Below are 23,893 nucleotides of genomic sequence, written 5' to 3'. Positions count from 1 at the left end.
GTACCCCGCCTCATTACGCCAGTGCGACGAGGAATACGTGAACGGCCCGCCGGCGGTCCTCCCGTAGGAGGCGCCCGGCGGGTTCAGGCTCGGGGATGCGCCTGCTGGTAACTTCTGCGCAGCCGATCCACCGATACGTGCGTGTAGATCTGGGTGGTGGCCAGGCTGCTGTGGCCGAGGATTTCCTGGACGGCACGAAGGTCCGCTCCGCCGTCCAGCAGGTGCGTGGCCGCGGAGTGCCTCAGGGCATGCGGGCCGGTCGCGGATGTATCGCCCAGGGCCTCGAAGAGGTCCTTGACCACGGAGCGCACCTGGCGCTGGTCAACGCGGTTGCCTCTCGTGCCGAGGAACAGGGCCGGGCCGCTGCGCTCCGTGGCCAGCAGAGGTCTGCCCCGGCGGAGCCAGTCGTCGAGGGCCACGGCTGCCGGAACGCCGTAAGGGACGGTCCGTTCCTTGTTGCCTTTACCGATGACCCGGAGGGTTCGTCGGTCCGGATTAAGGTCGTCCACATCCAGACCGGCCAACTCCCCCACCCGAAGCCCGGTGGCGTAAAGGACTTCCACCATGGCACGGTTCCGCACCGCAACGGGCGAGCCGTCTGCGGCCGCGTCTTCCAGGCTGGCCAGCAGCCGCAGGACCTGTTGGGCCTGAAGGACCCCCGGCAGCGACTTTTCCGCTTTGGGTGCCCTGAGCCGCAGGGCAGGGTCCACGGCGATGAGTTCCTCCCGCACGGCCCACGTGGTGAAGGACCGTGCGGTGGCTGACCTCCGGGCCAGCGTGGAGCGGGCCATGCCGGCCTGGCTTTGGGCGCCCAGCCAACTGCGGAAGGTGGCCAGCTCCAAGTCCGGGAGGTCCGTGATGCCTTCCGAGACGGCGAATTCCAGGAAGCCCCGCAGATCGGCAAGGTAAGCCCGTCGGGTGTGATCGGACCGGGCCCGTTCTGCCTCCAGATACCGGCCAAAGCCTGCCAGCGCCCGCTCAAACGGCGGGGGCAGTTCCTGATTATCCACCGTTCCACTGTCCCAGAACCCTGCCCTCCAAGGGGTCCGGGACACAGCCAATTAGCCGGAATCCTTGGCCCGCTTCCAGCCGCCGCGCTCGGAGACCGCAAGCCCCAGCAGCCCGAGCCTGCCCAGCCCGGCACGGACCGATTCAACGCTGAGGCCGGCGACGGCACACAACTTCTCCACCGAGGTGGTTGAGCGAAGGGGCAGGGCATCGAGCAGGATCAGGTCTTCCAACGTCAGGCCATCATGCTCGGCCTGCCTCGCCGCACCCGGCTCAGTGAGTGCCTCGCCACTGGGTGAAGCCAGTTCGGCGATCTCAGCGGCGTCGGTCACGCAGACGGCGCCCCCGTCACGGAGCAGGCGATGGCAGCCGGCCGAATTCGCACTGTGAACGGAACCAGGGACCGCCCCGACGGCACGGCCAAGATTCTCCGCATGATGGGCCGTATTCAGCGCTCCCGACCGCCACCGGGCTTCCACCACCACGGTCACTGCGGCCAGGGCAGCGATGACTCTGTTCCGTTGAAGAAAGCGGTAACGGGTAGGGGCCGATCCCGGCGGGACCTCGGCGAGCACAGCTCCCTGGTTGCACACGGCCCGGAGGAGGTCTTCGTTGCCGGAGGGGTAGAACCGGTCCACGCCACCTGCCATGACAGCAATGGTCGGGACGGGACCGGATCCCCCGGCCAACGCCGCCCTGTGGGCATGAGCATCTATACCGTACGCGCCCCCGGAAACGACGGTGAAGCCCCGCTGGGCCAGAGAGTAGGCCAGGTCCCCCGTTACAGAGGCGCCGTAGCTGGTGCTGTCGCGCGAACCCACCAGCGCCACGCTGCGGGCCGCCCCAGGAAGTTCCTGCTCCACGCCCCGCCACCAGAGGCAGATGGGCTCGTGAATGCCCAGGTCTCCGAGCTGTTTGGGCCAGAGCTCATCTGACGGGATGATCACCCGTCCGCCCAGGCGGGCCATCGTTGCCAGATCGCGTTCGGGGGCCAGATCCGGTATGCGCGGCGCCCACCGCTTCCGCGCTGCAGACAGGCCGCCCCAACTGGAGCCGGCGCCGTTGTCAGCCAGCAGACCCGTGATTTCCTGCTCCAGCCCCGGCCCCGCCGTAGCCTGGCCCGTGGCAATCCGCAGGGCCTCCTCGGCGCCAGCCGCCTGAACGAGCGCGAGGCCCGCCGCATCCTGGGGTTCCATCAGCCGCGACAGCGCTGCCCGGGCAATCCGTTCGTTGTCCATGCTGTATCCGTCCTTCATGCAGCTGCCGAGGCAGCCTGCCGCAGGCCAAGGGCCTGGCCGATGTCGTTGGTGTCCGGCGAGTCGCGGTGCGACAGGTCCGCCAGCGTCCAGGCAAGCCGCAGCACTCTGTCATAACCCCTGGCCGTCAGGACGCCCCGCTCCAGGGAATGGTCCAGAATCCGGGTGGCCGATGCCGGCAGCCGTAACGCTCCGCGCAGAATCCGGCCGGGCACTTGGGCGTTCGTTTCCAGCCCATGTGGGTGCAGCCGTTCCGCTTGCCGTCCGCGGGCGTCCTTCACCCTGCCTGCCACCGCGGCGGTGTCTTCCTCGGCCCCCGCCTGGCCAAAGTCTGCCAGTGACACGCGCTCCACCTGGAGCTGGATATCCACCCGGTCCAGGAGCGGGCCCGACATCCTTGCCACGTAGCGGCGCCTCATCATGGGCGTGCAAGTGCAGTCCAGGCCCTTTCCCGAGGCTTTGCCGCAGGGACACGGATTCGCTGCCAGGACCAGCTGGAAGCGGGCAGGGTAGGCGGCTGTTCCAGCCGACCGGTGAATGACCAGCTCGCCGCTTTCCAACGGTTGTCGCAGGGCGTCCAGGACCCTGCGTTCGTACTCCGGTGCCTCGTCCAGGAACAGCACCCCGCGGTGTGCCCGCGATGCCGCACCGGGGCGGGGCAATCCGGATCCGCCGCCGATGATCGCCGCCGCCGTGGCTGAGTGATGGGGGTTCTCAAACGGCGGACGCCGTAAAAGGTGGGCGGTGGACGAAGGCAGCCCGCACAGTGAGTGGATGGCTGTGACTTCCATGGCCTCGTTATCGGCCAGGTCCGGCAGGAGCCCGGGGAGCCGCTCCGCAAGCATGGTTTTTCCCGCGCCGGGCGGTCCTGTCAGAAGCAGGTGGTGGGCCCCGGCGGCGGCCACCTCCAGCGCGCGCCGGGCATCACCCTGGCCGGAGACATCGGCCATGTCCGGGACAGCAGGGGCATCCTGTGCGGCATCCCCGTCACCGGGCTCGTCGTCGGGTTCGAAGTCCAGTGCCAGTTCCTGCGGATCCGCCCCGAAATCGAAGGCAAGCCGGGCGAGGGTCCGGTATCCCCTGACACTGGCCCCGGGGACCAGCGCTGCCTCGGCGAGGTTGGCCTGCGCTACCACCACGTCCTGATAGCCGGCCTGCACAGCGGCCATCACTGCGGGCAGGATCCCGCGGATGGGCCGGAGGCGTCCGTCCAGGCCGAGTTCGGCAATGAAGACAGTCCGGTCGGTGGGCCGGATGTCATTCGCGGCCCGCAGGACGGCCATGGTGACGGCAAGGTCAAAGCCCGAACCGCGTTTGGGCAGCGACGCCGGAATGAGGTTGGCTGTGATCTTCCGCCTGCTCAAGGGAATGCCGGAGTTTTTCGCTGCGGACCGGATCCGCTCTTTGGCCTCATTGAGGGCCGCGTCCGGCAGGCCGAGAATCACGAATGCGGGCAACGTCTGGCCGATGTCAGCCTCGACCTCGACGATGTATCCGTTCAACCCCACCAGCGCCACGGAGTAGGTCCGGCCGAGTGCCATCTACCCCACCCCCCGAAGGTGTTCCACCAGAGGGTCGCCGCCGCCGTCGTCCACTACGGCAACCACGTCCACGCGCCGCAACGGCATTCTCAGCTCGCGGTCCCGGCACCAGGCGGCACCGAGCCGATGGAGGCGGGCGAGCTTCGCCGCGCCCACGGCTTCAAAGGGGTGCCCGTAGTCCATGGACCGCCGGGTTTTCACCTCGGCGATCACCAGTGCGTCCCCGTCCAGGGCCACAATGTCTATTTCGCCTTCGGTGCAGCGCCAGTTCCGCTCCACCACCAGCATGCCCAGCGATTCAAGATACCCGGCGGCGAGCTCCTCGCCGCGCCGGCCCAACAGGTCTTTAGGTTTCATTTCTACCTCCGCTCCAAGCCTGCGGCGGCTGGAGGGCGGGCGGCGAAAAGTTATCGGCCTATGTGGGTAACCTCAGACCATCACGTGACAAGGCGGCTTGTGGAGGAAGAGAGACGGACGTCGGGTGCCGTCAGTTGCCGAGGTCAACGTCCTTGGGCAATGCCAGTTCCTCGTTGCGCGGCAGTTCCTCGACGTTGACATCCTTGAAGGTCAGCACCCGGACCGTCTTTACAAACCGGGCCGAGCGGTACACGTCCCACACCCAGGCGTCCTGCAGGGTCAGGTCGAAGTAGACCTCACCGTCAGCGCTGCGGGCCTGGAGGTCAACATGATTGGCGAGGTAGAACCGGCGCTCCGTTTCGACGACATAGCTGAAGAGCCCGACGACGTCCCGGTATTCACGGTAGAGCTGCAGCTCCATGTCGGTTTCATAGTTTTCAAGATCCTCAGCGCTCATGCTTCCATCTTGCACCATCAAGGACACCCGGGTCGCCCGGGCACGGGATCATGCGCCCCGCGAGGGGTCGGGAATCAGAGGTCCCCGCCCAGGAGGTTCCAGCTCACCCGGTGGTAGGGGGTGGGGCCGGCCGCCCGGAGCGCGTCGCGGTGGATGGTTGTGGCGTAACCCTTGTTGATGTCCCAGCCATAACCGGGATATTCGGTGTGCAGCCCGCGCATCTGCTGGTCGCGCTCCACTTTGGCGATCACACTGGCGGCCGCCACGCTCAGGCATTGCATGTCCGCTTTGACCTTGGTGTGGACCGGAGCCTCGCAGCCTTGTTCCAGCACCGGCTCCTCGAACAGGGACAACTGTCCTGCCGGCGAGAGCCAGTTGTGGCTGCCATCGAGCAGCACAATGTCCGGGCTCACGCCAGCAGCGAGGATCTCCAACCAGGCCCGGGTCCCTGCCAGCCGCAGTGCGGCGATGATTCCCAGTGCGTCGATCTCCTGCGCGGAGGCGTGCCCCACTGCCGACGCCACACTCCAACTCCGCACCAGGGGTTCCAGCCGCTCCCTTTCGGGGGGACTGAGCAGTTTGCTGTCGCGCACGCCTGCCAACGGTTTTTGGGTGAGGAGGTCCACCACGGCAATTCCTACGCTCACGGGCCCGGCCAGGGCTCCGCGGCCCACTTCGTCGACGCCTGCCAGGTAGCGGGCGCCCTGGGCCTTAAACGTCCGCTCATGCCGAAGCGTGGGAGCTTTGGAACGGGGCCCCGTGGCAGGACGTGCCCGCGGCCCGGCAGGAGCCGGAGAAGGGGCAGGAGCGGCAGGAAGTCCAGCAGAAGCCGGGACTGCTGGTGAGGCTGTGGACACGGCTACTTCCCTGCGGGCACGTTCCGGAAGACGTCAGGGTAATTGTCCAGGACGGAGATCCGGTTGAGCGGCCACGCGATGACAGCAGCCTTGCCCTCCACATCAACCAGATCGACGAAGCCGCCGTTGACATCCTGATGCGAGCGGGAATCCGCCGAGTGGTTACGGTTATCGCCCATGACCCACACCTTCCCTTCCGGAACAACGACGTCAAATTCGCGGATCTGAGGTTCCTCGGCGGTGTTGACGTAGGTTTCATCAAGCGAGGTTCCGTTAATGGTCAGTTTACCGGCGGCGTCGCAGCAGATCACATGGTCTCCGGGGAGCCCGATGACCCTCTTGACGAGGTGCTGCTCCGAACTGTCGGGCAGCAGGCCAACGAACGTCAGGCCGTCCTGTACCCACGTAAAGGGACCCGAATCCTTCTCCGGTGCCGCGGCCAGCCAGCCCTGGGTGTCCCGGAAGACCACCACGTCGCCGCGGGAAAGGGCGAACGGCTCGGGCACCAGGAGGTTCACGAAGATCCGGTCGTTGACGTCCAGCGTGTTCACCATTGACTCGGAAGGGATGTAAAACGCCCGGAACAGGAACGTCTTGATGAGGAAGGACAGCACCACGGCAATGACCACCACAGTGGCTACTTCCTTCAGCCACACGAAGATCTGGCTGGGCGCGCCGTCCGTTGCCTTCGAAGATCCGCGCCTGCCACGTTCCGGTGACGACGGCGGCACTTCAGTACCGCCGTCGGTAACTGGCTGAGCGGCACTTCCTGAAACGCCGTCACGAGGCGTCTCAGGTGTCGGCGCATTGTTCTCGGGCATCTACGGTCCGTTCTCTGTGGTTGGTCCTGCCGCGGGCGGCCGTGGTACTTCTGCAAATCTATCAAGCGGCCAGACGATTTGGACCGGCCTGCCAATAACCCTGGACAAAGGCACCATGCCGCCGCCCGGGGCACCGAGCAGGCTTCGTGAATCAGCGGAAACCGAGCGGTGGTCGCCCAGGAGCCACAGCCTTCCCTCGGGTACCACGGCAGTGAATACCTGCGTGCTGGGCTTGTCTCCGGGGAAGAGGTAGGGCTCCTCAAGGGCCATCCCGTTCACGGTGATCTTTCCGCCGGCGTCGCAGCAGATCACGGTATCTCCGGGAAGCCCGATGACCCTTTTAACATAAGTCGTGTCGCTTCCGGCGAGGCCGAGCCACTGGGCGGCCGCGGTGACGGAGTCCAGCACGGGACCCTTTCCGCTGTTCAGCGGGGCAAAGGATCCCCGGCCGTCAAAGACGACGATGTCGCCCCGGCGGATCGGCTCATTGTCGAAGTCCGTCCTGGAGACCAGGATGCGGTCGCCGTCTTCAAGGACGGGTTCCATGGAGTCGGAGGGGATGAAATAGACGTCAAGCCACAGTGAACGGACAAGTCCGCTGACAACCACGGCCAGGAAAAGCGCCAGGAACGCAAAACGCCAGCCCGTTCTTCCGGGCTGGCGTTTTGTCTGGTCCATGTTCCGTATTTCCTGGGGCGCTGTTGCTGGTGGCTCTGGCGCTGCCCTGGCACGGCTGGGCCTGCTTTGTAGGTCCTGAGGACTTACTTGGCGGTCTGGAAGTCGCGCTTTTCCTTGATCTTTGCAGCCTTACCGCGCAGTTCACGCATGTAGTAAAGCTTGGCGCGGCGCACGTCACCCTTGGTGACGAGTTCGATCTTGTCGATGATCGGGGAGTGAACCGGGAAGGTACGCTCCACGCCGACGCCGAAGGAAACCTTGCGGACCGTGAAGGTTTCGCGGATGCCGTCGCCCTGGCGGCCCAGGACGAAGCCCTGGAAGACCTGGACACGGGAGTTCTTGCCTTCGATGATGTTCACGTGAACCTTGAGGGTGTCACCCGCGCGGAACTCGGGAACATCGCTGCGCAGCGAGGCGGCATCTACGGAATCGAGAATATGCATAATTGCACTCCTGGTGAACGCCACAGGTCATTCACTTTGGGTTACGGCGGACAGGCCCGGGAACGCAGGACGTCCCGGAGATTGCCGCCGAAAGTTAAGTGGTCCGGTTCTTTCACTGATTGAAAGTACCGGTTGTCTAAGCTGTTGGTTGCGCTCCCCCTGTGGCAGGTGCGGACCCAGCAGACACAAAGACTAATTTTGCCACACTCGCGGCCCTTCAGCCAATTGCCGTTGCTGCAGTCGATCCCGCTAGGCCGAAGCGTCTGCGCCCCGCTGGGCGTCCTCACCGTCCACCGGTGGCCGGGCCCGGAGGTGACCGTCGACGACGTCGTACCCGAGTTCGTAGAAGGCAGTCCGGTCGGCGCGCGGCAGCTTTCCGGCGTCGAACGTTTCGAGCAGGTCGGGGCGGCGTTCCGCCGTCCGCCGGTACTGTTGGTGGCGGCGCCACTGCGCGATTTTCCCGTGGTTGCCGCTCAGGAGCACCGCCGGCACCTCCCGGTCCCGCCACACGGACGGCTTGGTGTAGACCGGATATTCGAGCAGCCCGTCGGAGTGGGACTCCTCCACCAGGGATTCGGGGTTGCCCACCACGCCGGGCAGGAGCCTGCCGATGGCCTCGACCATGGCCAGGACGGCCACTTCGCCACCATTGAGTACGTAGTCACCCAGGCTCACCGGCCGCACCGTAAAGTGCTCGGCCGCCCATTCGATCACACGCTCATCGATTCCTTCGTAGCGGCCGCAGGCAAAAACAAGCTGCTCCTCTTCGGCGAGCTCATAAGCAAGTGCCTGGGTAAACCGCTCCCCTGCCGGTGACGGAACGATCAGCACCGGCTTGGTCCCGCTGCCCTCCCCGGCCACCGAGGCCAGCGCCTGCGCCCAGGGCTCGGCCTTCATCACCATGCCGGCCCCGCCACCGTAAGGGGTGTCATCCACGGTGCGGTGCCTGTCGGTGGTGAACGCGCGAAGATCATGGACGTGGAGGTCCAGCAGGCCATCCTGCCGGGCCTTCCCGATGAGCGAAAGCTCCAGGGGAGCCAGGTATTCGGGAAAAATGCTGACGACGTCGATTCTCATCTACGCGTTGCCCTCAGCTTCGCCGGGCGCAGTGTCGTCGGCGTTGATCTCAAAGAGCCCGTCAGGCGGCGTGAGCAGGATGTAACCCCCGGCAACATTAACCTCCGGAACAATCTGCTCAACGAAGGGGATAAGGATTTCCTTGCCGTCAGCGTCTTCAATCACCAGCAGATCCTGGACGGGCAGGGTGTGCAGGGCGGCAACCTTGCCCACCACCTGAGAGCCCACCCTGGCTTCGAGGCCCACCAGTTCGTGCTCGTACCAGCCTTCGTCGTCATCCTCATCCAGCTCTTCGGTTTCGATGAACAGCTTCGCCCCGCGGAGGGTCTCGGCCTGGTTGCGGGTTTCGATCTGCTCGAAAGCGAGCAGCAGAATGTCTTTATTCCAGCGGGCACTCTCAACAGTCAGCGGCCCGGCTGAGGCCGGCTCCACCACAAACTCGGTGCCCGGAACAAACCGGTCGGCGGGAGCATCAGTGAGCACCTGGACCGTCACTTCCCCGCGGATTCCGTGCGGTTTGCCGATTCGTGCCACCTGAAGCTGCATGTGTTCCTCTGTTCGGTCGTGGGATGATCCACGGTGTTGGGATGAAAGCACTCCGGCCCCTCCACCTTGACAGGTGGAAGGGCCGGTGCAAAAAAACTGGTACTGCCGAGCGCTTAGCGGCGACGGTCGGTGTCGACGACGTCGACCCTTACCGGTTCGCCGTCTGCCAGTGCCGCAACCACGGTGCGCAATGCACGTGCGGTGCGCCCCTGGCGGCCGATCACCCGTCCCAGGTCATCCTGGTGAACCCGGACCTCGAGGGTGTCCCCGCGCCGGTTGTTCTTGGAGCTGACCTTGACGTCTTCCGGCGAATCAACGATTCCCCGGACCAGGTGTTCGAGCGCTTCTGCCAGCAATCTACTCAGCCTCGGTGGCTTCTGCTTCGGCCGGGGCCTCGGCGGCGTCAGACTGCTTCGCCTTCTTGGTGATGGCTTCCGGGATGATCACGGAACCCTTTTCCGGGGCAACAAAGGCAGCCTTGGGAGCTTTGGTCTTCAGGGTGCCTTCCTGGCCCGGCAGGCCCTTGAACTTCTGCCAGTCACCGGTGATCTTGAGGATCGCGGCAACCTGCTCGGACGGCTGTGCGCCGACGCCGAGCCAGTACTGGGCGCGGTCCGTGTCGACCTCGATGTATGAGGGCTCTTCGGTGGGGTGGTACTTGCCGATCTCTTCGATGGCACGGCCGTCACGCTTGGAGCGTGCGTCCATAACGACGATGCGGTAGTACGGTGCGCGCATCTTGCCGAAGCGCTTAAGGCGAATCTTTACGGCCACTTTTGTGGTCACTCCTGTTTCAGAAAAGGGGTGAACCGACGTTCTGCACCCGTGGGGCGGGCCATACTTGCGGGTTCTAAGGACAGGATCCGGACGCGGAGAGAGGGGCCACGCAGATCGAGTACCTGTTTATTGTGCCAGATCAGCGTCAGGATTTCGACTTGAGACGGGTCGGGGCCGGCGGGGCGGACCCGAAAACGCCAGGATACTAGGAGGACCAGACGTACAAACCGGTCCGGTCGGCGTCGTCAACTCCACTGGCCAGCTCAGCGAGCTGCTGGATGTAGGTGCGGGCGTCGGCGGCACCGAACGGCATATCGTCCTGGGCGGCCCACTTTTCGGCGACGTCGTCCAGCACGTTGCCCTCGCCCTCGGTTTCGTAGGTGAGGAGGTCCGCGAGAGCCCGCACCATGGCCGAGGGTACGCCAAGAAGGGAGTCGCTGGAAACGTCCACCATTGCGAGTTCATAGCCTTCGCCGCCGGCATGTACAGCCGTGCCGGCGAGGTCGCCCAGCTGCTCGATCTCGAAGTCACTGACGCCCGGGATCCTCAGCCCTGGTCCCGACGGCGAGCCGCCGGCATCGAGCACGCCGGCGCGTTTCAGCGCGGCATCGTGGCTAGCTACAAAGATTTCAGTGAAGCCCATGGGAACAGCCCTCATTCCGTCGACGGTGCGGCCCGCGCGGGCAGCACCCAGTGCAGCCCCGGCCGTTCAAAATCAGCCTAGTACATGGCAGGGCTGACTTCCGGCCAGGGTCAGTCAGCGGACAGCAACGCGGATGTTGTTGCGCCACGGATCCTCAAAGCGCAACTCGGCACCTGTGTGGTGGGAGGCCACTCCGGCGACTTTCAGGCGGTCAGCGAGGGCGCCGACGTCGTCTCCGGACGGCACTTCGATGAGCACTTCGCCGAGGCCGAGAGTGTCCTTGCGGGGGCCGGCGCCGCGGCTGTTCCAGACGTTCATGGCCATGTGGTGGTGATAGCGGCCGGCCGAGACGAACAGGGCCTGCCCGTGCCAACCGGCGGTCTTTTCAAATCCCAGGGTGCCCACATAGAACTCGTGCGCTGAGTGGACGTCCCCCACCTGCAAGTGGATGTGCCCCACTCCGGCTTCGGTTCCCAGCTGGCTGTCCAGGGATTCCTGGCTGAGGTGCTGTTCAAGGTAGCGCTGGGGTGGGAGCGCCAGGCTGTCCATTACTACTTCGGTGCCGTTCCAGGACCAGTTCTTGCGGGGCCGGTCCCAGTAAAGCTCAATGCCGTTGCCCTCGGGGTCGTTGAAGTAGAAGGCCTCGCTCACCAGGTGGTCGGCGCTGCCGGTGAAAAGCCGTGGCTCGTACTGGGCAGCGGTGGCCACGGTGGCAGCCAGCGCGGCCTGGTCTTCGAAAAGGAGGGCCGTGTGGAACAGGCCGGCTTCTCCCCTGCCCGGCAGATGCAGCGAAGGAGCAGGGGCCAGGTGGACCAGGGGACGCTGGCGGCGGCCAAGGTACAGGCCGCCGTCTTCTTCGGCGACGATTTCCAGGCCCAGGGCCCGCTGGTAGTAGTCGGTCATCAGCTTCATGTCACCTACCTTGAGCATCACCGTGCCCATGGAGAGGTCGGCAGGAAGTAGATCCTGTGTGGTGGCTTCTGCAGTCATGTGAACGCTCCCGGTCCGCCGGCCTTCGGAGTGAAAGCCGCTATGCATCTAATTTACTTGAAGCTTCAATTTAATTCAAGTGTTCTTCGGGCATCCCTACCGGCTGTGGTAGCTTCGTCTTGACCACACGGGTGCCCTTGCAGGGGCTGAGATCGGGCTGACGCGGCCTGCGACCGTTGAACCTGTCCGGGTAATGCCGGCGAAGGAAGTGAGTATTCCCTTGAGTACGCAAAAAGCATGGCCCCTCCCTGTCCAAAATGCCACTGCCACCGCCTTGGCGGCCACGGACACTGAAGCTGCCGTAACCGGGCCGGCACAGGACCGGTCTCCGGAAACCCAGTCCCTGAAGTCCCACTCGTTGGCGTTCATCGATGACGCATCTTCCGGAATCAGGGTGCCGGTCACGGAAATTGCCCTCGAGCCGTCACCCAACGGCGACGCGAACGGCCCCTTCCGGGTCTACCGGACGTCCGGTCCGGGCAGCGATCCCGTGGTGGGTCTGAGCCCGTTCCGGCTTCCCTGGATTGTGGCGCGCGCTGACACCGAACCGTATAGCGGCAGGGAACGGAACCTGCTCGACGACGGCAAGTCGGCCGTGCGCCGCGGCGCCGCCTCCGCGGAGTGGAAAGGGGCGCAACCGGTGCCCCGCCGCGCCGTCGGAGGCAAAACCGTCACACAGATGCGCTACGCCCGGCAGGGACAGGTGACGCCGGAGATGAGGTTCGTTGCGCTGCGCGAAAACTGCGACGTGGAACTCGTCCGCAGCGAAGTGGCCGCCGGCCGCGCCATTATCCCCAACAACATCAACCATCCCGAATCCGAGCCCATGATCATCGGCAAGGCATTCCTGGTGAAGATCAACGCCAACATCGGCAACTCGGCCGTCACCAGCTCCATCGCCGAGGAAGTGGACAAGCTGCAGTGGGCCACCCAGTGGGGTGCAGACACCGTGATGGATCTTTCCACCGGCGACGACATCCACACCACCCGTGAATGGCTCATCCGCAACTCCCCCGTCCCCATCGGCACCGTGCCCATCTACCAGGCGCTGGAGAAAGTCAACGGGGAGGCCAACAAGCTGACCTGGGAGATTTTCCGCGACACGGTCATCGAACAGTGTGAGCAGGGCGTGGATTACATGACGATCCACGCCGGCGTGCTACTGCGCTATGTGCCGCTGACGGCCAACCGCGTGACGGGGATCGTCTCGCGCGGCGGGTCGATCATGGCGGGCTGGTGCCTTGCCCATCACCAGGAGAACTTCCTGTACACCCACTTCGATGAACTGTGCGAAATCTTCGCCAAGTACGACGTCGCGTTCTCGCTGGGCGACGGGCTGCGCCCGGGGGCCACGGCGGACGCCAACGACGCCGCCCAGTTCGCGGAACTGGACACGCTCGCCGAGCTCACCCGGCGCGCCTGGGAATACGACGTTCAGGTGATGGTGGAGGGCCCCGGCCACGTGCCGTTCCATCTGGTCCGGGAGAATGTGGAGCGCCAACAGGAGCTCTGCAACGGGGCCCCGTTTTATACGCTGGGGCCTCTGGTCACGGATATCGCTCCGGGCTATGACCACATCACCTCGGCGATCGGGGCGACGGAGATCGCCCGGTACGGTACCGCCATGCTCTGCTACGTCACACCCAAAGAACACCTGGGCCTGCCCAACAAGGACGACGTCAAGACGGGGGTGATCACCTACAAGATCGCCGCCCACGCCGCCGACCTCGCCAAGGGCCACCCCGGCGCGCACGCGCGGGACGATGCCCTGTCCAAGGCCAGGTTCGAGTTCCGTTGGCGCGACCAGTTTGCGCTGTCCCTGGATCCGGTGACCGCCGAGGCATTCCATGATGAGACACTGCCGGCCGAGCCCGCGAAGACCGCACATTTTTGCTCCATGTGCGGTCCGAAGTTCTGCTCCATGAAGATCAGCCAGGACATCCGGGACGAATACGGTTCCGCCGATGCGCAGGCCGCCATTGCCGGGATTTACAGCGGCATGCGGGAAAAGAGTGAGGAGTTCCTGGCCATGGGCGGGAAGGTCTATTTGCCCGAACTTAAGCTCCCCCAAGAGGCAGGAGCAGAGTCCTCAGGAGGCCTGGACTGACGGTGACCGGCTGACGCCGGCAATGAAAGACCGGATGGCACGGTCGCCTTCAACCGAATCCTGAGGCCGGTGCCCGCCCGCAGCAATGCGGTGCAGGGCGCCGGTCTCCCTCAGGTAACCGGCGATCTCCTCGTAAAGCGGCTCCCATCCCCCGGTCAACACCATGGTGGGGACGCCCGGCACGATGTGCAGCGGCGCTTCCCACGATGGTGCCTGCAGCCGAAGCCTGCGCGCCGAACGCCTCTCCTCCGTGGACGCCGGCTCGTGGAGATCCACGGCGAACATGCGCCGGATGTACTCGCGCTGGAAGTCCTCGTCACCCAGTTGATGCCGGACCTCGAAGAGGGGTTGCATGAGCGCGCGGTGCGCGGCGGTGGCCGGCAGTTCAGCAGTCAGTGACAGACACGCCGGTTCCACGAGCGTCAGTGAATACACCAGGTCCGGACGCTCGACGGCTGCCATCATGGCCGAGATGGCACCCTCGGCGTGCGCCACCACGTGACCGCCGGCGGCCCCCCGGCCGTCATCGGCCAGGGATCTGAGCACAATCGCGGTGTCTTCGTCAAAGGAGGAGTCAACCGGTTCAGCTGCGGCATCGAATCCGTGCCGCCGAAGAAAGAGTGCATCGTATTTCAGCGCCATGCCGTGCTGCCGCGGCCAAGCCGCCGCCCCGAACGGTCCGGCGCCGTGCACGAACACTATCCTCTGCTTGAACATGACCCAACCCTATTCCACGGCAATGACATCAAAAGTAGGTAGCAGCAGGTGTCGTTTTGAGCGCTCATAACGACACTTACTGCTACCTGGTTGGGCGGGCGATTACTTGCCGAGGAACTTGTCGAAGCCCTTGGGCAGGTTCAGCTGCGAGGGATCAAAGTCGCCGGACTGCTGGCCGAAGGCAGCGCCCGTCGGCAGGGCCTTCGCCGCACCTGCGCGCCGGGCCTCGGCATCCTTGAGTTCCTGGGCCGCCTTGGCCGGGTTGCCGGAACGGGCCTTCTTCTTCGGGGCGTTCTTGCCGCCCTTCCGTGCGCCGCCCGGACCGCCCAGGCCAGGCATTCCGGGGATGCCCGGCATGCCGCCCTGGGCCATCTTCTTCATCATCTTCTGGGCCTGCGCGAAGCGCTCCAGCAGGCCGTTGACCTCGGAGACGTGCACACCGGAGCCCTTGGCGATGCGGGCGCGGCGGGAGCCGTTGATGATCTTCGGTGCCACGCGCTCGTGCGGGGTCATGGAGCGGACGATTGCCTCGACGCGGTCGATCTCACGTTCGTCGAAGTTCTCCAGCTGCTGGCGAATGTTCTGCGCGCCGGGCATCATCATGAGCATCTTCTTCATGGAGCCCATGTTGCGGATCTGCTGCATCTGCGCCAGGAAGTCGTCCAGGGTGAAGTCTTCCTGGTCAGCGAATTTCTTCGCCATCCGGGCTGCTTCGTCCTTGTCCCAGTTCTTCTCGGCCTGCTCGATCAGGGTGAGGACGTCGCCCATGTCCAGGATCCGGGAGGCCATGCGGTCGGGGTGGAAGAGCTCAAAGTCGTCCACACCTTCACCGGTGGACGCGAACATCACGGGCTTGCCGGTGACGGACGCAACCGAAAGCGCGGCACCGCCGCGGGCATCGCCGTCGAGCTTTGAAAGCACAATGCCCGTGAAGTTGACCCCTTCATCAAAGGCCATCGCCGTGTTCACGGCGTCCTGGCCGATCATGGAGTCGATCACGAACAGCACTTCGTTGGGCACGATGGCGCGGCGGATCTGGCGCGCCTGCTCCATCATTTCGGCGTCGACGCCCAGCCGGCCGGCGGTATCAACGATGACGACGTCGTGCAGGGTGCGCTTGGCTTCCTCGACGCCGGCACGGGCGACGGCGACCGGGTCACCGGCCGGGTGGTCCAGTTCGGTGGAGGTGGCACCGGGGTGCGGCGCAAAGACGGGCACGCCGGCGCGCTTGCCCACCACCTGGAGCTGGGTGACGGCGTTGGGGCGCTGGAGGTCGCAGGCCACCAGCATGGGGCTGTGCCCCTGGGCCTTGAGCCACTTGGAGAGCTTGCCTGCCAGCGTCGTCTTACCGGCACCCTGGAGGCCGGCCAGCATGATGATGGTGGGGCCGGTCTTGGCAAGCCGGATGCGGCGGGTTTCGCCGCCGAGGATCTCGACCAGTTCCTCGTTGACGATCTTGACGATCTGCTGGCTGGGGTTCAGCGCACCGGATACTTCAGCCCCGAGGGAGCGTTCACGGACCCGGGCGGTGAATTCGCGCACCACCGGCACGGCAACATCGGCATCCAGGAGGGCACGGCGGATCTCGCGGACTGTGGCATCAACATCAGCCTCGGTGAGGCGGCCCTTGCCACGGAGGTTCTTGAAGGTTGCTGTCAACCGGTCAGAGAGTGAATTGAACACGCGCCGCGCACTTCTTTCAGTGGAGTTACAGGTGGAGCTACAGGGGGACTCGACTATCTAGGGTACCAAGACGGGCCTGCATGATGGCATGCTGGCAAGGTGACGAGCCAAACGAGTGTAAAAACCCTGCTCATCCTGGGGGCCTCCGGGGACCTGACCGGCCGCCTTCTCCTTCCGGGCCTGGCCCGTCTGGTGGCGAAAGGCCGCGCCGACGGCCTGACCCTGGTGGGTGCCGGCTCCGATGACTGGAGCCGTGACCAGTGGAAGGACCGGGTCCACGACGCATTCGCCGACTCCGCAAAGGATGCGGACGCCGCCGGGAGAAAAGCGCTGACCACCTTGGAGAAAGCCACCACCTACCACCAGGTGGACGTCACCGCGGAGGGGGCGCTGGCAGCCTTGCTGGCCGGCTTGGAAGGTCCCACCGCCATCTACTTCGCCTTGCCGCCGAGGATCAGCCAACTGGCCTGCGAATCCCTGCACCGCGACCAGGTCCCGGCCGGAACCCGGCTGGTCATGGAGAAGCCTTTTGGCTCGAGCGAGGCCTCGGCCCGTTCCCTGAACCAGACGCTCGCCGGACTCGTTCCCGAGGACCACATCCACCGGGTGGACCATTTCCTCGGCAAGGCAACTGTGCTGAACATCCTGGGCCTGCGCTTTGCCAACAATTTCCTCGAGCCCGTCTGGAACCGGGAACACGTGGAGAAGGTGGAGATCATCTTCGACGAGGACCTGGCCCTCGAGGGGCGTGCACGGTATTACGATTCCGCCGGGGCGCTGCGGGACATGATCCAGAGCCACCTGCTGCAGATCATGGCACTGATGGCCATTGAGCCGCCCGCCACCATCGGCGAGCGCGACCTGCGCGATGCGGTGGCAACTGTGCTGCGCGCCAGCAGCATCAGCGCGCCCTACGCGAAGTCCACCCACCGTGCCAGGTACACGGCCGGTTCGATCGCGGGCAAGAAGGTCCCGGACTACGTCAAGGAGCAGGGTGTGGACGCGGCCCGGGAAACGGAAACCCTGGCGGAGGTCCGGGTGGATATCGATAACTGGCGCTGGCAGGGGGTTCCCTTCATCCTGCGCTCCGGCAAGGCCCTCGGCACCAAACGCAAAGAGGCTGTGGTGACCTTCCTCCCCGTCCCGCACCTCCCTGGCGGGTTCACCGGGGTGGACTCCCCCAACCAGCTGCGGATCGGTTTCGGCCCGGACACCCTCCAGTTCGACGTGGACGTCAACGGGCCGGGCAACATTTTCTCACTCGGCAGGGTCACCCTGAACGCGGAGCTCAGCGATTCGGAGCTGCTGCCCTACGGCGAAGTCCTGGAGGGTGTCCTGAACGGGGATCCCCTGCTTTCAGTCCGCGGGGACACCGCGGAGGACTGCTGGCGGATCCTTGAACCGGTGCTGAAGGCCTGGCAGCGCGGGACCGTGCCGCTGGAAGAGTACGACGCCGGCTCGGCAGGTCCTGCAGGCTGGCAGGGTTCGGTGCCGGCGGAGTAAGCCCGAAAGGACAGGGCGGGCAGGGAACCTGGTTCCCTGCCCGCCCTGTCCTTTACTGCCGCTTAGTGGCTACTGAAGTCCGGCGTGGTGGCTGTTAGATTGCTGCCACGCCGCGTTCTCCGGTGCGTACCCTCACTGCCTCGAAGACGTCCACCGTCCAGACCTTGCCGTCGCCTGCGCGTCCGGTGTTGGAGCTGGCGATGATGACGTCCAGGATGTCATCGGCCTGCTCATCTGTGGCAAGCACTTCCACCCGGATCTTGGGCAGGAGGTCAACGTTGTACTCGGCGCCACGGTAGACCTCGGTGTAACCGCGCTGGCGGCCGTAGCCGCTTGCGGCACTGACCGTCAGTCCCTGGACTCCGTAGGACTCCAGACCTTCCCGGATGGCCTCGAGCTTTTCCGGGCGGACGATGGCTGTGATCAGTTTCATGCTTCCACGCTTTCCTTGCCGGCAGCCGGCTGAGTCGTTTTGGCTGCGGACAGCTCACTGGCCGGGGACTTCCCGGTGATCAGTTCGTGCAGGGGCTGGAAGCTTCCGCCCTGCCCGCCCACACCGAATTCGTAAGCCGTCTCAGCGTGCAGGCTGAGGTCCACACCGACGGTCTCCTGCTCCTGGGAGACGCGGAAGCCCATGGTCTTGTGGATAGCCAGGGCGATGATCAAGGTGAGGATCGCCGAGTAGGCAATGGCGATGCCGGCAGCTGCGAGCTGGGCCCAGAGCTGGGTGAGGCCGCCACCGTAGAAGAGGCCGCCGCCCACGCCGTCAGTGGGGAGGGCGATGAAGCCCAGGGCGACGGTGCCGATGATGCCGGAGACCAGGTGGACGCCCACAACGTCCAGGGAGTCATCGAAGCCCCAACGGAACTTGAGTCCGACGGCCAGGGCGGAGGCCACGCCGGCGACGACACCGAGACCGAGGGCACCGACAGGGCTGACGTTGGCGCAGGCCGGAGTGATGGCAACCAGACCGGCCACAACACCGGAGGCCGCACCGAGGGAGGTGGGGTGGCCGTCGCGGATGCGTTCGGTGACGAGCCAGCCAAGCATGGCTGCTGCCGGGGCTGCGAGCGTGTTGATCCAGATCAGGCCGCCCTGCTCGGCCGTGGTAGCCGCACCGGCGTTGAAGCCGAACCAGCCGAACCAGAGGATGGCCGCGCCGAGCATCACGAACGGGATGTTGTGGGGGCGGTGGTTCGGGTCCTTGCCGAAGCCGCGGCGGTTGCCGATGATCAGGACAAGGATGAGGGCCGCGACGCCGGCATTGATGTGGACCACCGTGCCGCCGGCAAAGTCGATGGCAGGGCCGAGGGCCTGTCCAATGGCACCCTCGGGGCCGAACAGCCCGCCGCCCCAGATCATGTACGCCAGGGGGCAGTAGACCAGCGTGACCCAGACGGGCACAAAGACAGTCCAGGCGCCGAACTTGGCACGGTCAGCGATAGCGCCGCTGATGAGGGCCACCGTGATAATGGCGAAGGTGGCGGCGTAGCCGACCTTGATCAGGCCGTCCGGGGAAGTGATGCCTTCAAGGCCGAAGGTGGCGAACGGGTTTCCGACGATCTGGAAGAACCCTTCGCCGGAGCTCATGGAAGCCCCCCAAAGCACCCAGACCACGCCCACCATGCCGATGGAAATGAAGCTCATCATCATCATGTTCAGCGCAGCCTTGGCGCGCGTCATGCCGCCGTAGAAAAATGCCAGACCCGGTGTCATGAACAGCACGAGTGCTGCCGCAATCATGAGCCATACGTGACCTGCGGTAAGTTCCATGGTGCACGTCCTCCCTCTTATCGATGCTGCGGATGTGTTCCGCCTGCCAACGCCTTTTGCGTCCTGAAATGAGTTTGTCCGTGCCGTGTTTCTACCGCTGAGGTATTTCATTGCTGGTTTGTTACAACAACCTCTAGGAAGTAAATGGTGCATATCTGGCTTGTTACGGTTATGTTTCACCACTTCCACCGGCCCCAGGCCTCCCGCCCTGCAAGGAAACCAGCATTATGACGGCAGCCGCCCTGTGAGCCGCGCCACACCAAGGATTCCGGCGCTCATCCGCCCGGAGCGGCCCCGGCTTCCCCGCGACGTGAAGGTGATGCTCGCCGCTGCCTTCCTGATTGCCCTCGGATTCGGACTCGTTGCGCCCGTTCTGCCGCAATTTGCCACGACTTTCGACGTCGGGGCAACGGCCGCCGCAGTGATCGTGAGCATCTTCGCTCTGATGCGGCTCGTGTTCGCGCCGGCCGGCGGCGCCCTGATTGGGCGGCTCGGCGAGCGGCCCGTGTATGTGTCCGGCCTGCTCATCGTGGCGGTCTCGACGGCGGCCTGCGCCTTCGCCCAGAACTACTGGCAGCTCCTGGTCTTCCGTGGCCTGGGCGGAGTGGGGTCCGTGATGTTCACCGTGGCCTCGATGGCGCTGGTGGTCCGGCTGGCACCCCCGGAGAGCCGGGGACGGGTGTCCGGGGCCTACGCGTCCGCTTTCCTGGTGGGGAGCGTCCTGGGCCCGGTGGTGGGCGGCCTGCTGGCAGGGTTTGGGCTGCGCGTGCCGTTCCTGTGCTACGCCGCGGCGCTTATCGTCGCCGCCGTCGTGGTTCAGACCCAGCTCAGCCACACGACGTCCTCAGCCCGCGCTGCCGGGGTCCGGGCGCCGGCAATGCGCTTCGCCGATGCCCTTGGCGTGGGCGCCTACCGTTCGGTCCTGGTTTCGAGCTTCGCCAACGGCTGGGCAACATTCGGCGTGCGCATGGCAACGGTCCCGCTTTTTGCGGTTGCAGTGCTGGGAGCTGGACCTGAAACGGCTGGCCTGGCTCTGGCCGTCTTCGCCGGTGGTAACGCGGCTGCGCTGACATTTTCCGGCCGGCTGGCCGACAGCCTGGGCCGCAAGCCGATGATGCTCGCCGGGCTGCTGGTGGCCGGACTCGCCACGGCTGCCATCGGCTTCACCTCTGAACTGGCCTGGTTTTTGGCTGCCTCCACCGTGGCCGGAGCGGGTTCCGGCCTGCTGGGCCCCGCCCAGCAGGCCGCCGTGGCGGACGTGATCGGGAACGAACGCTCCGGCGGGAAAGTCCTGGCGGCCTACCAGATGACCACGGACATCGGAACAATTGCCGGGCCGGTTCTGGTGGGAATCCTCGCTGACCGGCTGGGCTACGGCTGGGCCTTCGGCGTCACCGGCTGCGTCCTGGTGGTGGCAGCCGCCTGTTGGTCAGTCACACGCGAGCCGCTGGTACGCAGCGGCGGAGAGCTTCCCTCGGCAAAGACCGGACCGGCCGAAGAATAGCCGTGAATCTGCCGTTCATGCGCATTAGATAGGCTTACCGGCAACTCATTCAAACGTTGGAGAAACTCTCGTATGTCCCTTCCTGTACAACCCTCACCGCGAAAGAGGCGGCGTGACGGCACCGACAACGGGCCGGCCCGGAAGAAGCGAATAGCACTGCTCGCGGTTGCCGCGACCGTCGCCCTGATCCTCGTGGCAGTGGCAGCGCTGCTCTTTCTGCCCACCCGCCAGAATCCGTCGGCAACGCCCGGCTCAGCGGCCGCCACTGCCGCCCCGACTGCCTCAGTCGCGCCCACACCGACGCCTGAAAAGGTACTACCACCCGCGCCGGCCGTTACTTACTATCAGCAGGCAGGGCCGCCGAACGGGTCTCCACTGACCGCCATAGAGCCATTGAGCATCAAAGTGTCAGCCGAGAAAATGGGCACGTCCCTTCCGGATGGCATCGTGGGCCTGTCCCTTGAGGCTACGGACCTCGCCGATGCAAGTCTCCGCGGTGACAACCCCGAGATTGTCGCCCGCCTCCAGGGCCTGGGCAAACCCCTCCTCCGCTTCGGAGGGAATTCTGTGGACCGACGATTCTTTTGGACATCGTCTGGGGAAGCTATTCCCGGCAACCTCACCGGCGACAAAGCCCATCCGGTCAAGGCTGTCACTCCGGCGGACCTGGTGCGGGTGAACACTCTCTTGGAAGCCGCTGACGCCACTATCAGCCTGACGGTGGACCTGGGCCACTACGACCCGGCCCGAGCCGCTGACATGGTCAAGTATGCCAGGGAGGCTTTCGGCAAAAGGCTTGTCAGCCTAACCGTGGGAAATGAGCCCAATGGCTTTCCCCTAAGTGGGGTACGGGACAAGAGGTGGGGGATCAACGACTACCTCCGGGAGCTTAAGGCCTACGCGGAAGCCATCTTTGTAGTGGCACCCGACTTGCCTCTGCTGGGCCCGGGCGCTTACGAGCAATCGTGGTGGGAGCCCTTCCTTAGGACCGATCTGCCCCAAAAACGGATCCTCTCACTGCACAACTATCCGCTGCACGTCTGTGACAGCACTGCGGGTGATCGGTCTCCAACTCTGACGAACCTTATGAGCAGCGCATTGCATGATGCAACTGCTGATTACCAGACGGCCGCACTGACGCTGGCCCGCAAATACAATGTGGACACCTGGATGCCGGAGACCGGCATCTCCGCCTGTTCTGGTTCCAACCCAACCACCAAGGTTCACGCTTCGGCACTATGGGCTGTGGACTACACCCTGCATGCGGCGCAGCTCGGGATCCAGAAGCTCGGATTCCACAGTTCCTTGATGACCTGTCAGGGTGGGCCGCCCATGTCGGCAATCTGCGCAGGGGGACCGTACCTCAAGCCGAACGGCACATACAGTGAAAGGTCGAACTATTTCGGCATGTCCTTCGCAGCGGAGCTTGGCGCCGGTGAGTTCCTGCGCCTGCAGGCTTCCGGGGGCGGACTGACATACGCCTACGCATTGCAGAACGCGAACGGAAGCACCACCGTCATCGTCGTCAACGAAAATGATCCCACCGAGGCTGCCCAAACCAGGGTCACGCTCGAACTACCTGGGAAGGCGTTGACCGGAACCATGACCCAGCTGACAGGCCCCTCCTTCGGAGCCGAGGACCAAACCAAGATTGACGGCGCCTTTACTGCGCCGGCACCTGTCGCGGAACGGGCAACCGTGGAAGGGTTCAACTACGGGTCCAAGACACAGACCTTCAAGCTCACCGCAGGAACCGCCACGGTGCTCAACTTCACCTACTGAGTCCACCGGGAAACATCGAGGGGCGGGCTTTCGCCGCTAAAGCATGTGCTTAGCGGCGAAAGCCCGCCCCTCGACGTTGGGACGTTGGCTCGACGTTGGGACGTTGGCTCGACGTTGGGACGCTGGTTAGTTGAGCAGCGCGTCCACAAAGCCCTCGGCATCGAACGGCGCCAGGTCATCGGCCCCTTCGCCAAGGCCGATCAGCTTGACCGGCACACCGAGCGACTTCTGGATGGCCACCACGATGCCGCCCTTGGCGGTGCCGTCGAGCTTGGTCAGGACGATGCCGGTGATGTTCACAACCTCGGCGAAAACCCGGGCCTGGTTGAGGCCGTTCTGGCCGGTGGTGGCATCCAGGACCAGCAGTACCTCGTCCACCTCGGCGAGCTTTTCGATGACCCGCTTGACCTTGCCCAGTTCGTCCATCAGGCCGGTCTTGTTCTGCAGGCGGCCCGCGGTGTCGATCATGACAACATCGACCTCCTGGTCAATGCCTGCCTTGACCGCCTCGTAGGCGACAGACGCCGGGTCTGCACCGTCGACGTCGGACTTCACCGTGGGAACGCCCACGCGCTGCCCCCAGGTGGCCAGCTGCTCCGCCGCGGCAGCACGGAACGTGTCCGCCGCGCCCAGCAGGACGTCCTTGTCCTCTGCCACCAGGACACGGGCCAGCTTGCCCACGGTAGTGGTCTTTCCCACGCCGTTGACGCCCACCACCAGCATGATGGCCGGCTTGTCCGCGTGCCGCTCGGTGCGGAGGCTGCGGTCCATGGTGGGGTCCACCAGCTTGATCAGTTCCTCCCGGAGCAATGCTTTGACCTGCTCGGGGGTCCGGGTGCCGAGTACCTTCACGCGTTCCCGGAGGGCGTCCACCAGCTGCATGGTGGGTTCGGTGCCCAGGTCCGCCAGCAGGAGGGTTTCCTCAACTTCGTCCCAGACATTTTCGTCGATCTTGTCACTGGACAGCAGGGCGAGCAGGCCCTTGCCCAGAATGTTGTTGGACCGGACCAGGCGTTCACGGAGGCGGGTGAGGCGGCCTGCAACGGGCAGCGGCGTCTCCACCGGGATGGTTTCGAGGCCGGCGGCGTCGTCCGGGACGTCGGTGATTTCAAGGTCTTCGAGGTCGACGCCGGCCGGAGCCTGCCGTTCGGCCGGCGCCACGGGGGCGTCCTCCAGCAGCGTACCGCCGCCCCCGACGGGATCGTTGGCGTCACGCGTCCCGGGGTACTGGTTGATGTTCTTCCGCGTCTTCATCAGGACCGGGATGAGCCCGCCAATAACCACCAGGGCAGCAACGATGGACAGAATAATGGGGAGGATGTCATTCACTCCCCTAGCTTCTCACAAACGCCGGAGCCGCTTGGGGGTCCCAC

Annotated in this window: 24 protein-coding genes and 1 riboswitch; of the genes, 4 read left to right on the top strand and 20 right to left on the bottom strand. The window is 65.1% G+C overall.

Annotated features, from left to right (window positions below; translation table 11 throughout):
* Positions 1-83: 83 nt before the first annotated feature.
* The 15 genes from PY310_RS17270 to PY310_RS17200 all read right to left on the bottom strand — a co-directional run bounded on the left by PY310_RS17270 (position 84) and on the right by PY310_RS17200 (position 11,451).
* Positions 84-1,010 carry a tyrosine recombinase XerC gene (locus tag PY310_RS17270; protein ID WP_275215693.1) on the bottom strand — a complete coding sequence of 309 codons (927 nt, stop codon included), beginning with the start codon at positions 1,008-1,010 and terminating at the stop codon, positions 84-86.
* Positions 1,011-1,061: 51 nt separating this feature from the next.
* A complete protein-coding gene (gene dprA, locus PY310_RS17265) occupies positions 1,062-2,246 on the bottom strand; it encodes a DNA-processing protein DprA (protein WP_275215692.1) in 1,185 nt (394 codons plus the stop codon).
* Between the two features lie 14 nt (positions 2,247-2,260).
* Positions 2,261-3,805: a YifB family Mg chelatase-like AAA ATPase gene (locus tag PY310_RS17260; RefSeq protein ID WP_275215691.1), complete on the bottom strand. Its 1,545-nt coding sequence runs from the start codon at positions 3,803-3,805 to the stop codon at positions 2,261-2,263.
* Complete coding sequence (locus tag PY310_RS17255; RefSeq protein ID WP_275215690.1) at positions 3,806-4,162, bottom strand: YraN family protein; 357 nt, start codon at positions 4,160-4,162, stop codon at positions 3,806-3,808.
* A gap of 130 nt (positions 4,163-4,292) precedes the next feature.
* A complete protein-coding gene (locus PY310_RS17250; RefSeq protein WP_111909356.1) occupies positions 4,293-4,619 on the bottom strand; it encodes a DUF2469 domain-containing protein in 327 nt (108 codons plus the stop codon).
* 74 nt (positions 4,620-4,693) lie between these two features.
* Positions 4,694-5,311: a ribonuclease HII gene (locus PY310_RS17245; protein ID WP_275215706.1), complete on the bottom strand. Its 618-nt coding sequence runs from the start codon at positions 5,309-5,311 to the stop codon at positions 4,694-4,696.
* A 167-nt stretch (positions 5,312-5,478) separates the two neighbouring features.
* Positions 5,479-6,297, bottom strand: coding sequence for a signal peptidase I (gene lepB, locus PY310_RS17240; RefSeq protein WP_275215689.1), 819 nt, complete (start codon positions 6,295-6,297; stop codon positions 5,479-5,481).
* Positions 6,298-6,975, bottom strand: a complete 678-nt coding sequence (gene lepB / locus PY310_RS17235) for a signal peptidase I (protein ID WP_275215688.1) — start codon at positions 6,973-6,975, stop codon at positions 6,298-6,300.
* Positions 6,976-7,058: 83 nt separating this feature from the next.
* Positions 7,059-7,418, bottom strand: coding sequence for a 50S ribosomal protein L19 (gene rplS, locus PY310_RS17230; RefSeq protein ID WP_275215687.1), 360 nt, complete (start codon positions 7,416-7,418; stop codon positions 7,059-7,061).
* Positions 7,419-7,667: 249 nt separating this feature from the next.
* Positions 7,668-8,495: a tRNA (guanosine(37)-N1)-methyltransferase TrmD gene (trmD, locus tag PY310_RS17225; protein ID WP_275215686.1), complete on the bottom strand. Its 828-nt coding sequence runs from the start codon at positions 8,493-8,495 to the stop codon at positions 7,668-7,670.
* Complete coding sequence (rimM, locus tag PY310_RS17220; RefSeq protein ID WP_275215685.1) at positions 8,496-9,041, bottom strand: ribosome maturation factor RimM; 546 nt, start codon at positions 9,039-9,041, stop codon at positions 8,496-8,498.
* A gap of 113 nt (positions 9,042-9,154) precedes the next feature.
* Positions 9,155-9,397, bottom strand: a complete 243-nt coding sequence (locus PY310_RS17215; RefSeq protein ID WP_056349097.1) for an RNA-binding protein — start codon at positions 9,395-9,397, stop codon at positions 9,155-9,157.
* Between the two features lies 1 nt (position 9,398).
* On the bottom strand, positions 9,399-9,815 hold the full coding sequence (rpsP, locus tag PY310_RS17210) for a 30S ribosomal protein S16 (RefSeq protein ID WP_190989827.1): 417 nt from the start codon (positions 9,813-9,815) through the stop codon (positions 9,399-9,401).
* Between the two features lie 208 nt (positions 9,816-10,023).
* Positions 10,024-10,461 carry a hypothetical protein gene (locus PY310_RS17205; RefSeq protein WP_275215705.1) on the bottom strand — a complete coding sequence of 146 codons (438 nt, stop codon included), beginning with the start codon at positions 10,459-10,461 and terminating at the stop codon, positions 10,024-10,026.
* 114 nt (positions 10,462-10,575) lie between these two features.
* On the bottom strand, positions 10,576-11,451 hold the full coding sequence (locus PY310_RS17200) for a VOC family protein (protein ID WP_275215684.1): 876 nt from the start codon (positions 11,449-11,451) through the stop codon (positions 10,576-10,578).
* A 117-nt stretch (positions 11,452-11,568) separates the two neighbouring features.
* Positions 11,569-11,676: riboswitch (TPP riboswitch) on the top strand.
* On the opposite strand from PY310_RS17200, the gene thiC reads away from it, so the two are divergent.
* Complete coding sequence (gene thiC / locus PY310_RS17195; RefSeq protein ID WP_419095514.1) at positions 11,672-13,558, top strand: phosphomethylpyrimidine synthase ThiC; 1,887 nt, start codon at positions 11,672-11,674, stop codon at positions 13,556-13,558. (Overlaps the previous riboswitch by 5 nt.)
* On the opposite strand, the gene PY310_RS17190 is transcribed toward thiC, so the two are convergent.
* Positions 13,541-14,275, bottom strand: a complete 735-nt coding sequence (locus tag PY310_RS17190) for an alpha/beta hydrolase (protein WP_275215683.1) — start codon at positions 14,273-14,275, stop codon at positions 13,541-13,543. The two genes, thiC and PY310_RS17190, sit on opposite strands and share 18 nt — an antisense overlap.
* Positions 14,276-14,377: 102 nt before the next feature.
* The gene (ffh, locus tag PY310_RS17185) at positions 14,378-15,958 is read right to left on the bottom strand and encodes a signal recognition particle protein (protein WP_275215682.1); all 1,581 of its coding nucleotides are present in this window, start codon (positions 15,956-15,958) and stop codon (positions 14,378-14,380) included.
* A 99-nt stretch (positions 15,959-16,057) separates the two neighbouring features.
* Here ffh and PY310_RS17180 point away from each other — a divergent pair, with 99 nt between their 5' ends.
* Complete coding sequence (locus PY310_RS17180; RefSeq protein WP_275215681.1) at positions 16,058-17,461, top strand: glucose-6-phosphate dehydrogenase; 1,404 nt, start codon at positions 16,058-16,060, stop codon at positions 17,459-17,461.
* 94 nt (positions 17,462-17,555) lie between these two features.
* On the opposite strand, the gene PY310_RS17175 is transcribed toward PY310_RS17180, so the two are convergent.
* Positions 17,556-17,894: a P-II family nitrogen regulator gene (locus PY310_RS17175; protein WP_056349123.1), complete on the bottom strand. Its 339-nt coding sequence runs from the start codon at positions 17,892-17,894 to the stop codon at positions 17,556-17,558.
* Positions 17,891-19,234: an ammonium transporter gene (locus PY310_RS17170; protein WP_275215680.1), complete on the bottom strand. Its 1,344-nt coding sequence runs from the start codon at positions 19,232-19,234 to the stop codon at positions 17,891-17,893. Before PY310_RS17170 ends, PY310_RS17175 begins: the two co-directional genes overlap by 4 nt.
* A gap of 319 nt (positions 19,235-19,553) precedes the next feature.
* Here PY310_RS17170 and PY310_RS17165 point away from each other — a divergent pair, with 319 nt between their 5' ends.
* Together PY310_RS17165 and PY310_RS17160 are read left to right on the top strand one after the other, a co-directional pair.
* The gene (locus PY310_RS17165; RefSeq protein ID WP_275215703.1) at positions 19,554-20,738 is read left to right on the top strand and encodes an MFS transporter; all 1,185 of its coding nucleotides are present in this window, start codon (positions 19,554-19,556) and stop codon (positions 20,736-20,738) included.
* Between the two features lie 72 nt (positions 20,739-20,810).
* Positions 20,811-22,520 (top strand): hypothetical protein, encoded by a 1,710-nt coding sequence (locus tag PY310_RS17160; RefSeq protein WP_275215679.1) that lies wholly within the window; start codon positions 20,811-20,813, stop codon positions 22,518-22,520.
* Between the two features lie 126 nt (positions 22,521-22,646).
* Here PY310_RS17160 and ftsY read toward each other — a convergent pair whose 3' ends face one another.
* A complete protein-coding gene (gene ftsY / locus PY310_RS17155; protein WP_275215678.1) occupies positions 22,647-23,849 on the bottom strand; it encodes a signal recognition particle-docking protein FtsY in 1,203 nt (400 codons plus the stop codon).
* Between the last annotated feature and the right edge of the window lie 44 nt (positions 23,850-23,893).

This window comes from Pseudarthrobacter naphthalenicus (assembly GCF_029076445.1).
GTDB lineage: Bacteria > Actinomycetota > Actinomycetes > Actinomycetales > Micrococcaceae > Arthrobacter > Arthrobacter naphthalenicus.
This window is presented reverse-complemented; position numbering and strand designations above follow the sequence as displayed.